Origin of the sequence: Ohtaekwangia sp., assembly GCF_036568665.1 — a bacterium.
In the GTDB taxonomy this organism is placed as follows: domain Bacteria; phylum Bacteroidota; class Bacteroidia; order Cytophagales; family Cyclobacteriaceae; genus Ohtaekwangia.
On the sequence record NZ_DATCSD010000243.1, the window covers coordinates 18,826 to 28,702 of the forward strand.

At 42.3% G+C, this 9,877-nt stretch carries 12 protein-coding genes; 4 read left to right on the forward strand and 8 right to left on the reverse strand.

The genetic code is table 11. From position 1 onward, the window contains the following. The first annotated feature begins 53 nt into the window (after positions 1–53). Positions 54–284 (forward strand): DUF3820 family protein, encoded by a 231-nt coding sequence (locus VIN08_RS13520; RefSeq protein ID WP_331965904.1) that lies wholly within the window; start codon positions 54–56, stop codon positions 282–284. Here VIN08_RS13520 and VIN08_RS13525 read toward each other — a convergent pair. The 3 genes from VIN08_RS13525 to VIN08_RS13535 all read right to left on the reverse strand — a co-directional run bounded on the left by VIN08_RS13525 (position 244) and on the right by VIN08_RS13535 (position 2,453). Continuing rightward, a complete protein-coding gene (locus VIN08_RS13525) occupies positions 244–1,527 on the reverse strand; it encodes an MFS transporter (RefSeq protein WP_331965907.1) in 1,284 nt (427 codons plus the stop codon). The genes VIN08_RS13520 and VIN08_RS13525 overlap by 41 nt on opposite strands. 78 nt (positions 1,528–1,605) lie before the next feature. Next, on the reverse strand, positions 1,606–1,833 hold the full coding sequence (locus VIN08_RS13530; RefSeq protein ID WP_331965910.1) for a hypothetical protein: 228 nt from the start codon (positions 1,831–1,833) through the stop codon (positions 1,606–1,608). Between the two features lie 23 nt (positions 1,834–1,856). Then, positions 1,857–2,453: a TetR/AcrR family transcriptional regulator gene (locus tag VIN08_RS13535; protein WP_331965913.1), complete on the reverse strand. Its 597-nt coding sequence runs from the start codon at positions 2,451–2,453 to the stop codon at positions 1,857–1,859. A 158-nt stretch (positions 2,454–2,611) separates the two neighbouring features. Between VIN08_RS13535 and VIN08_RS13540 the strand changes: the two genes are divergently transcribed. The 3 genes from VIN08_RS13540 to VIN08_RS13550 all read left to right on the forward strand — a co-directional run bounded on the left by VIN08_RS13540 (position 2,612) and on the right by VIN08_RS13550 (position 4,448). Further along, complete coding sequence (locus tag VIN08_RS13540) at positions 2,612–3,388, forward strand: NIPSNAP family protein (RefSeq protein WP_331965915.1); 777 nt, start codon at positions 2,612–2,614, stop codon at positions 3,386–3,388. A 63-nt stretch (positions 3,389–3,451) separates the two neighbouring features. Beyond that, complete coding sequence (locus VIN08_RS13545; protein WP_331965918.1) at positions 3,452–3,928, forward strand: N-acetyltransferase; 477 nt, start codon at positions 3,452–3,454, stop codon at positions 3,926–3,928. Beyond that, a complete protein-coding gene (locus VIN08_RS13550) occupies positions 3,921–4,448 on the forward strand; it encodes a helix-turn-helix domain-containing protein (protein WP_331965921.1) in 528 nt (175 codons plus the stop codon). Before VIN08_RS13545 ends, VIN08_RS13550 begins: the two co-directional genes overlap by 8 nt. Positions 4,449–4,522: 74 nt before the next feature. Here VIN08_RS13550 and VIN08_RS13555 read toward each other — a convergent pair whose 3' ends face one another. From VIN08_RS13555 to nirB, 5 genes are all read right to left on the reverse strand, one after another. After that, positions 4,523–4,945 carry a PRC-barrel domain-containing protein gene (locus tag VIN08_RS13555; protein WP_331965924.1) on the reverse strand — a complete coding sequence of 141 codons (423 nt, stop codon included), beginning with the start codon at positions 4,943–4,945 and terminating at the stop codon, positions 4,523–4,525. A gap of 138 nt (positions 4,946–5,083) precedes the next feature. After that, a complete protein-coding gene (locus VIN08_RS13560; RefSeq protein WP_331965927.1) occupies positions 5,084–5,752 on the reverse strand; it encodes a response regulator transcription factor in 669 nt (222 codons plus the stop codon). 8 nt (positions 5,753–5,760) lie between these two features. Next, positions 5,761–7,611, reverse strand: coding sequence for a type IV pili methyl-accepting chemotaxis transducer N-terminal domain-containing protein (locus tag VIN08_RS13565; protein ID WP_331965930.1), 1,851 nt, complete (start codon positions 7,609–7,611; stop codon positions 5,761–5,763). Positions 7,612–7,745: 134 nt separating this feature from the next. Continuing rightward, positions 7,746–8,129 (reverse strand): nitrite reductase small subunit NirD, encoded by a 384-nt coding sequence (gene nirD / locus VIN08_RS13570; RefSeq protein WP_331965932.1) that lies wholly within the window; start codon positions 8,127–8,129, stop codon positions 7,746–7,748. A 56-nt stretch (positions 8,130–8,185) separates the two neighbouring features. Then, a partial coding sequence (gene nirB / locus VIN08_RS13575) for a nitrite reductase large subunit NirB (protein ID WP_331965935.1) occupies positions 8,186–9,877 on the reverse strand: 1,692 nt, incomplete at its 5' end.

A 9,877-nucleotide genomic window follows, 5' to 3' on the forward strand; every position in this document is an offset into this window, starting at 1 on the left:
ATCGAACAGGGTATACATCCTGTTCGATTATTGTTTTTAACCTATATACTTTTATGGAATCCGATCAACCCGTACCAGACTCCGATATTCTTCGTGGCATAGTAGCTATGAAAATGCCCTTCGGAAAATACAAGGGCATTGTTCTCTGCGACCTTCCCGTTTCCTATCTCGAATGGTTTGCCAAGAAAGGATTTCCTCCCGGCAAGCTGGGCATGATGCTCGCTACCATTTACGAGATCAAGATCAATGGACTGATGCACCTTCTGCAGCCGCTGCGGAAGTGACGGGTGCACTCGGATTATTCTTGACTTCTTTCGTTTTACGCTCCACTTGCAGATGGATGAAGTACATCAGCAATGCTGAGATCAACATGGTACCAACAACTGTATAGCCAAGCAAATCATAACGATCAAGCGATTTGTCGATGCGTTCCACTACAATTTGACCAGCGATAAACGCTGCAATGCCTCCAGATATCTGCTGCACTGAAGAATTTATACTCATGAATACGCCACGATCAGCAGGCTCTGGCACCGCGGTCATCAATGCGGATGATGCAATAATACGAGACGACACTCCTGTAAACATTAGAATACTCACGATAGTTACAACATAAAACGGTGTTATCCCTAAGTTTACATAGAATATCACTACAGCGATCGATAACATTGTACCCCAGAAAAATATAGTATACTTTCCAATTGAATCGCTGAGTTTACCTACAAACGGTCCTGTGCCCATAGAAAATAAACCAGTAATTACATAGAGCAATGTTACTTGGTCATTGTTAAGTCCTAAGTTGTGCGTACTGAAAGCACTTCCAAAAGGCATCAACATAAAACCTCCAGTTGCTAACAAGGTTGTAGCTGCAAACGCCTTAAGATAATTTGATTTGGAAAAAGCCTTCCCTATATGCTGGAACGCATTCTTATCAGACTTTAACCGCAGATGCGCGTTGATTGGCTTCATATATACTATAACAAGGATATAGGCAATTACACTTATCCCAACAATCAGGAGAAATGGGAAATGCCAGTCCCACTTGTAAGACATATAGAATCCAATTGGCACGCCAAGCACCTGGCTTGATGCAAATGCCATTTGAACAAAGCCCATTACTCGACCTCGCACTTCCATTCGGAATAAATCAGCAATGATAGCAAAGCCGATAGAACTAATTACTCCTCCAAACAACCCGGTAACAATGCGCGCCATTAGCAGGAAATTATATGTGGTCGCTATACCACACAACAATGTTCCTATAATAAATCCTGTATAGAAGAAGAGAAGAAGTTTTTTCCTGTCAAATTTATCAGCAAAGCCGGCTGTCAGTAAACCAGCAACACCGGCACTGATTGCGTATGCAGATACCACCACACTAAATTGGGCAGTTGTAATTTTCAATGTAGGCATGAGTATGACACCGAGTGGCGACAATACCATGAAATCTAGAATAATGGTGAATTGCAATATGGTGAGTATTGCAATGATGAATACCTCGTATCGTGTAAAAAGTTTTTGTTTCATATATAGCTATATTTTAAAAAGGTTATAACCAGCAACAGGCAGGTTGCCGGCTGTGTGGGATTGGGTGGTGTTTAACAACTAATCCGGCAGCTCTTCACAGTGAAAACCTATGTTGCTTACCCGCCCGATCACTTCTTCTGTTGTTAATTGTTGTGATTCAATTCGCAATACACAATCAATGTCGCCATAGTCAACGCTCCATCGCGTAATCCTGTAATCGGCATCCAACACAACAGCAACTGTCTTCACGTCCGCTTCGTGAATGTTGGTTTTAAAAATGAGTACTTCTGAAAGAATGGTTTCCATGGGTTTGGGGGTAAAACTATACATCAGGGTTTCAAAGCCTTTATCACAAGCTTCAGCGTCATGTTCATGGTCTTCTCATCCAGCTCAAACTTCTCAGGATTTCCACGCAGGCCTCTTCCTGAAATATGTGTCTTTACCAGTTGATACAGTGGGGCAAATGCAACGGACCAGTATACTTCGAAGGGAAGCTTGACGAGTTCTTTTCGTTTGATGGCATTATGCACGAATCGACCCATCACTTCCTGGAAGTTGCTATCCATCTTAGTGAGTGAGACGTTGTGGTACGGTGAATATTTTACCTGTTCCATAAAATGCATGCTCATCGGATTCTCCATCAGAAATTTTGCCCGGTTCATCCATTGTATGCGCATACCTTCTTCAAAGGATGCTTCCGGATCAAAATTTTTCAGAATGGCGTCTACCATTTTTTTCATCTCGCCCATCCACACCTGCATGATCAGATCATCGCGATCCTTGAAATAGATATAGATCGTAGCTGGCGATACACCGGCAGCTTTGGCAAGCTTTTGCATGCTAAGGCCATCAAATCCTTCTTCTACGATCATCTCGATCGCTTTCCGGCGGATGGCCTGTTCCTTGTTTTCGTCTCGTGTTCTCATGATGAACGGTACAAATATAAATGAATGTTCATTCATCTATAAAAACATTTCTGAGTTTTTTATTAACCCCGTCATATAGCCGTTCATCAATCACTTGCCCTACCTTGTTCAAACATTCCTTATCTTCACTTCATACAACCATATATAAAAGAATACATATGAAATTATTACAAGCCGTACTGCTGGTGATCATAACACTTTCAGCAGGCTATGCCGCTCCCTCCAAACGCGAATTTTATGAAATCAAGATCTACGAGATCGCCAATGCAGACCAGGAAAAACTAATAGATGATTACCTGAAGAACGCTTATCTGCCGGCACTTCATCGTGCAGGTATTTCGAAAGTAGGTGTGTTCAAACCGGTTGAATCGGATACAGCGTACTATGGAAAAAGAGTTTATGTACTAACGCCTTTTACTTCGCTGGAGCAGTTCTCTTCTTTATACGAGACGTTATCAAAAGACAAACAATATATAGCTGCTGGTAAAAATTATATAGATGCACCACATACCAACGCACCCTATATACGCCTGCAATCTATTGTACTCAAAGCCTTCAGCTATATGCCTCAACTGGAAGCACCAGTACTGAATGGCGCGAAGAATGAGCGTGTTTATGAATTGAGAAGTTATGAAAGTCATACAGAAAAGATACACAAGAACAAAGTACACATGTTCAACGAAGGCGGAGAGGTAACGCTCTTCAAGCGCCTTGCCTTTCATGCTGTTTTTTATGGCGAGGTGTTGGCCGGCAGCAGAATGCCCAACCTGATGTACATGACCTCGTTCGATAACCAGGCTTCACGCGATGAACATTGGAAAACATTTGCCAACGATCCGGAATGGAAAAAACTTTCTTCCATGCCCGAGTATCAGAATAATGTTTCAAAGATCAATATATATTTACTTCACCCGGCTGAGTATTCCGACATCTGATCCATGCGAAATTGATATGTAAATAGTTTACAAAAAATGTAAACTATTCACTACCTTTACAAGGTGTACGTAACTGAAATATCAACTGGTGCTGCTAAAGCAATCTCCATAACACCAGTTGATGCAAAAGACTATACACATCTGACTGCCAAACGGTATTTCTTTAAGTGGAAAGAGTTTAAAGACAATAAATCCTACAAAGTACTCAAGCTTACCCTTAAAGGATCTACAGATATTTTAGGAATTATTGCCTTGGAATATTTCGATCAAGAGCAACGAATTGAAATTAAACTCCTGGCCTCCTCGCGGGAAAACATGGGAAAAGCTAAGGTCTATGAGGGCATCGCTGGAAATCTGATAGCTTACGTATGCAGACAGGCTACGAAATTACATGGCGCTGATGCTGCAGTAACATTGTTTCCGAAGACCAAACTAATTCCTCATTATATTGAAAAGTATAAAATGATTCCAGCTGGCATTCAGTTAATGCTTTTCGGCAGCATACTATACGAAACCCTAAAACAATACGGATATGAATAGGAAAGGAACTCAGAGACCTCAAAAAAAATATAGTCGCGCAGAAGTAGCTGAGGGATTAATTAAGCCATTAAGGCTCTCCGATAAAAAGATGAAAGAGGCTAATGCTGAGATGCTAAAGGTGCTCAAAAACCATCGTGAGAATCTATCATCCGGAGAGAGATTAAAAGGGCAGTTGCTTCAACTGAAGTTTCAGATAGAAGATTATTTAAGGGAAGAATCTTTTGATAGCGAGAGAAGATTAGGGTATTTCCTTAAAGCTTACATACAATCCTTAAACATAAAGAATATAGAGCTGGCACGACAAATTGATATTAAAGCTTCTGAATTAAGTCAGTATATAAATGATTATCGAAAGCCACCTGAAAATATATTTATCCGTCTTGAAATTCATTCACATAAAATTATACCGGCAAGGGACTGGTATAGCCTGGTGTTAAAAGAAAAGTTACATACGCTTAATGTGAATCCTTCTCGATGGAAAGCTGAACGTAAGCATGTTATCGAGGCTTCATTAAAATAAACATTGATTACGGAGTAAACGAATAAAAAAGGACACCTGCTACAAGCGTCCTTTTTTTCCAGCAACTCTTAACTTTAATACTGCGGATAAGGTGTTCCCCAATACGTATTCACATCGTTGAAATAAGAGTGATCGTTTGTATCCGGCCAATGTGCTTTGTCGAAGCCGGGAATAGCTTTTAGATAACTCTTATCGCGCTTCAGAATGAACAACTCTTTATCCGGATCGAGGTGCAGTTCTGAAAATGGAACAGCATATAGTTTACCTCCAATACCCAGGAATGATCCGAAATCAATAACAGCATACTCAATATTACCCCTATTGAGATTTACCATGAGGTTATCAATTTTTCCCAGGTCTTCACCTTGTGCATTTTCAACACGATCGCCAATGATCGAACTGGCAGTCAATCTGCGAACCGGTATATTCGCATCGGGCCCTTCGTGATTCAAACCCGTGCGATTATCAATCTCATAATTTTTTTCCAGGATAGCCATAATACCTCCTTTTTGTTTAGTGCGACATAATGATTCACTAAAAAGAAATAAATAATTATGCCTGTGAGCGCATAATTATCAGGAGAAAAAATGATGCTGGAAGTATAGGTACCGGCTGCGTATTTTCTTACTCACCCGCTACACCAGGTTTTCCTTTACGGCTTTGTTTACCATATCAATGGCATTATTCACGCCTAGCTTTTTCATAATATTGAAGCGATGCGTTTCAATGGTCCGCACGCTTTTACCTGACGCTTCTGCTATCTGTTTGTTCTGTTTACCATCCACGATCATGCGGAGTATCTCTTTCTCCTTTCGCGTAAGACTATAGGTATCGTCTGTTTCAGGTATAGGGGCTGTCTTGCTGGTGGTAAAAGGTTTCGCGTTAAGCAGGCGGTTAGCCAGTACGTTAGATACCGCCCCGCTGAAATATTTACTGCCGCTATATATCTGCTTCAATGCTTTTAGAAATTCTGTCTTGTCGGTGTCTTTCAGCAGATACCCAAAAGCACCGGCATCGAGCGCCTGCAACACATATTCTTCCGAATCGTGCATGGAGAGTATAACCGCTTTTGTATCGGGAGAATAATCTTCGAGTTTGGCGGCTGCTTCCAGACCATTCATCTCCGGCATGCGTATATCCAGCACGAGTATATCCGGATGAAGCTTGCGCGCTTTCTCCAACGCTTCCAATCCGCTGCCCGCTTCTCCAATCACATCAATGTCTGTATCTGATTCCAGCATGGCTTTTATACCATTGCGAACCAGTACGTGATCATCTGCCAATACAATATTGATCTTACTCATATATACTACTATACAGTTGCCAATGATTTTACAGGTATACTCAGCACTACCACCGTGCCTTTTCCCAATGTCGATTTTATATCCAGATGGCCGTTAATATACTCGGTGCGCTCGTACATATTGAAGAACCCGCGACCGGATTCTATATTTACACTTCGCGCCTCCACCAGTTTTTCATCAAATCCATTACCGTTGTCACTTACTGAAATAACGAGGTTCTCCTCTGTTATTCGTAACAACACTTCGATCTTCGATGCTTCCGAATATTTGATAGCATTATTGATCGCTTCCTGGATAATACGAAATATATTGTTCTCTACTTTTTGCGGAAGCCTGAAGCTGGTATCGCCTTCCATAGTATATACCAGTTCTATATCGGTAAGCTTTCCTATCTCGCGAATGAAAACATTCACGGCTGCCGGTAATCCATAGTCGCCCAAAACTGTTGGCTTCAGGTTAAATGTTACACGTCTCACTTCCTTGATCACCTGGTTGATGAGTTGTTGTATCTCGGAAATTTTTTGCTCCGCTGCTCCATCTTGTTTTTTCAGGTCGATCGATTCGATCTGAAATTTCAACGATGTTAACATCTGTCCTATACCATCGTGAATATCCATTGCCAGGCGCTTGCGTTCTTCTTCCTGTCCTTCGAGGATCAGCACCGAACGGAATTTCTGCTGATTGATCTTCTTCTCGATCTCTGCTTTACTCTTGGCCCGCATATTTTGCTCCGCCTGTTTTTGCAGCGTTATATCAGCACCGAGTATCAGCCACTCCTCTACTTCTGTTTGTTCGTTCAACGCAGGCACAATCATTATATCCACCCAGCGATCTTTACTATATCGGTCTTCGTAACGAATAACGCCCTGCCACGATGTACCTTCGGAAAGATGATCAACAACTTCGTCCATCCAATCACTATTGAGGTGCGAGCCTGGAAATATATCTTTCAACGGAATTGTTTTCGATGACAACACTTGTCCTGTAAGCTCCGTAAAGAGATCGGAGATAAAGACTATATTTCCACCACGGTCGGTCTTTGCATATATCTTGGGTGTTTCTTCCGGCACGTTGACGTGCGAAAGATCTTCGTACGATTTCTCCAGTGAAGCATATAGCGCGCCGATCTCCTTCGAAAGTTTCTTGGCATTTTTTTCAGAGGCGATCAGTTGATTCACCGTTTTATTTACCTGTATAGCGGTAGGTCTGAATACAAAGAGTATCTCCAGCAAAATTACTACAATAGAAATGACGAGCAGTGCATATTCCAGTTTACTCAGGCGTGCTATCTTTTGCTTGGCTTCATGATCGAATTGAAATACGATCTGATTCATGCCATCGAGGAAGGCCCGTTGGTGTTGAAGTATATTTTGTATAGGAGCTTCGAGTGAATCGTATGAAGCAAGAAGATTATGATTCAGTTCACCACTGATTGTTGCTGCGCTCTGGCGCATAGCCATGTGGTGATCGTTGATCTTGTCGAACATCGAACGAATCTCTGCACTGTTCTTTCCGGGCAAGTGCATACTATCGTTACCTTGTTGCAATCCGTTGTGCGCTATAGTCCAGACGTGAAGTGAAGTTTTCAATTCATCCAGAATTTCCTTTCGTACACTGTTATCCTGCCCGGGCTTTAATAACAGCACACACTTGGTGATGCGCTGACTCAACATACGCTGGCGACCCGCTACGTTGATCACATGAGAGTCGCTCAATTGATTTTCCAAATGGTTCTGAATGAGGAACTGACCAATGATGGATACCGTAGCAATAACACTGAGGGCCAGAATATACCACATGCCCAGCTTGCTGAAGCGGTTGAACTTTAATTTTCCTTCGGGATTAAATTCTAAGGTCATTTACGTAGGAAATTACGTAATAAATACGGTGAAATACTAACGCTTTGTGAGGCGTGCTTACTGAGTTTAATTAAAAAATGCCAGGCGAGTATACGCCTGACATCAACCTAAACTGAGTATGGAAGAAATTCGCCTTACCGGGTAAAGCCGATGTGAACAAAACCTTCTTCTACTTTTACAGGGAATACAGCGATGCTGCATTCATCTGCATTGAGACATTCGCCCGACTTGAGTGAAAAGGTTTTCTTATGAAACGGACATGCTACTTTGGGTTCGCTGCCCAATGAACCGATCATCCCCCGCGACAACACCATCTGCATTTTATGCGGACATAAATTCTGACAGGCATACCACTCATTTCTTCGTGTAAAATTGAAGACTGCTATCTGCATATCTTTATACTTTACACAGGCTCCGCCATTCTCCGGAAAATCTTCTACGCGTGCAGCTTTAAACCATATCGATACGTCAGCATCACCGGAAGGTGTAAATGTTTTTATCTCATTGTGTAATTGCATAGTATATATTTTCGTCAAGCCCTGCCGGATATAGTATATCTACAGCAATGCATTCCTTACTTATTCCAATCGATTGGCATTTTCTGTCCGCGCAAATCCACGTAGCGAATAGTTGGATCAGCTTCTTCTGTATTGATGAAGTGTTTGAACTTGGCACGAAGCTTCGGGTCTTCCACTACTTTTTTCCACTCGCAGTGATAGTTCGCAATCAGGTCGGCCATATCTTTTTCCAACTCTTCTCCTATACCGAGCGAATCATTTACTACTACATCATACAGATACTCCAATCCACCTTCCATCTTATTCAGCCAGGTGGCTGTGCGCGTCAATGGATCAGCAGTCTTGATATAGAACATCAGGAAACGATCTATATACTTTACACACGTTTCGGTGTCAACATCGGCTACGAGTAATTTTGCATGCTGAGGTCTTGCACCACCATTGCCACATACATACAGGTTCCATCCTTTTTCTGTAGCGATTATACCAAAGTCTTTCGACTGCGCTTCGGCACACTCGCGTATACATCCGGATACTGCTCCTTTCAGTTTATGTGGTGCGCGTAACCCTTTGTAGCGCTCTTCGATAAATACTGCGAAGGATACAGAATCCTGCACACCGTACCGACACCACGTAGAGCCTACGCAACTTTTTATCGTGCGTAATGCTTTACCGTATGCGTGACCGCTTTCAAAACCTTCGGCAATCAACTCTTCCCATATATCAGGCAATTGATTGAGGTGTGCACCAAACATATCGATGCGCTGGCCACCGGTAATTTTAGTATATAGATTATACTTCTCGGCTATACGCCCAATGGCAGAAAGTTTTTGTGGCGTAATCTCTCCTCCTGCTATACGTGGCACTACCGAATAGGTACCTCCGCGTTGAATGTTTGCCAGGTAGCGATCGTTGGAATCCTGAATGGTATCCTGGTCTACAATCAACTCATTCCATATGCTGGCCATCAGCGAAGCAACAGCGGGCTTGCATACTTCACAACCATCTCCTGCACCGTGGGTATTCAAAAGCTGCTCATAACTTTTGATACCCTTTACTTTAATAATATCATACAACTCTTGTCTGGTGTAGTCGAAGTGTTCGCAGAGTGATTTTTTTACTTTATGGCCAAGTGATTCGAGTGTGATCTTTAACAGGTCATTTACCATGGGTGTACAACCACCACAACCGGTGCATGCCTTCGTAGATTTCTTTATGTCGTCCAGGCAGGTAGCACCACCGGAAGTGATCTGCTCAACGATTGTGCCTTTGGTAATATTTTCGCATGAACATATCTGCGCTATATCCGGAAGTCCTTTCACACCGGCAGCTTCGTCATTTACTTTACCGCCTCCTCCAACAATTAATGTCTCCGGATTTTCCGGCAACATCATTTTATTGATAACCATCTGGTGAAGTATATTATACTGACTGGCATCGCCAATCAAAATTCCTCCCAACAGGTATTTACCATCTTCCGATATATTGATGCGCTTGTATGTGCCTTTGTGTTTGTTCTTGAATACGATGGGTATATGCGGTGTGGCATCGCAGAACGGATCACCAAAACTTCCTACATCTACACCAATGAGTTTTAATTTGGTTGACATATCGAAACCGGTAAACTGTTTCGAAGTATCGCCTGTAATCTGGCGCGCCACGATCTCGGCCATGTCATAGCCGGGAGCAACGAGTCCGTATACTATATTACCATGCACGGCCGCTTCGCCAATGGCAAATATATACTC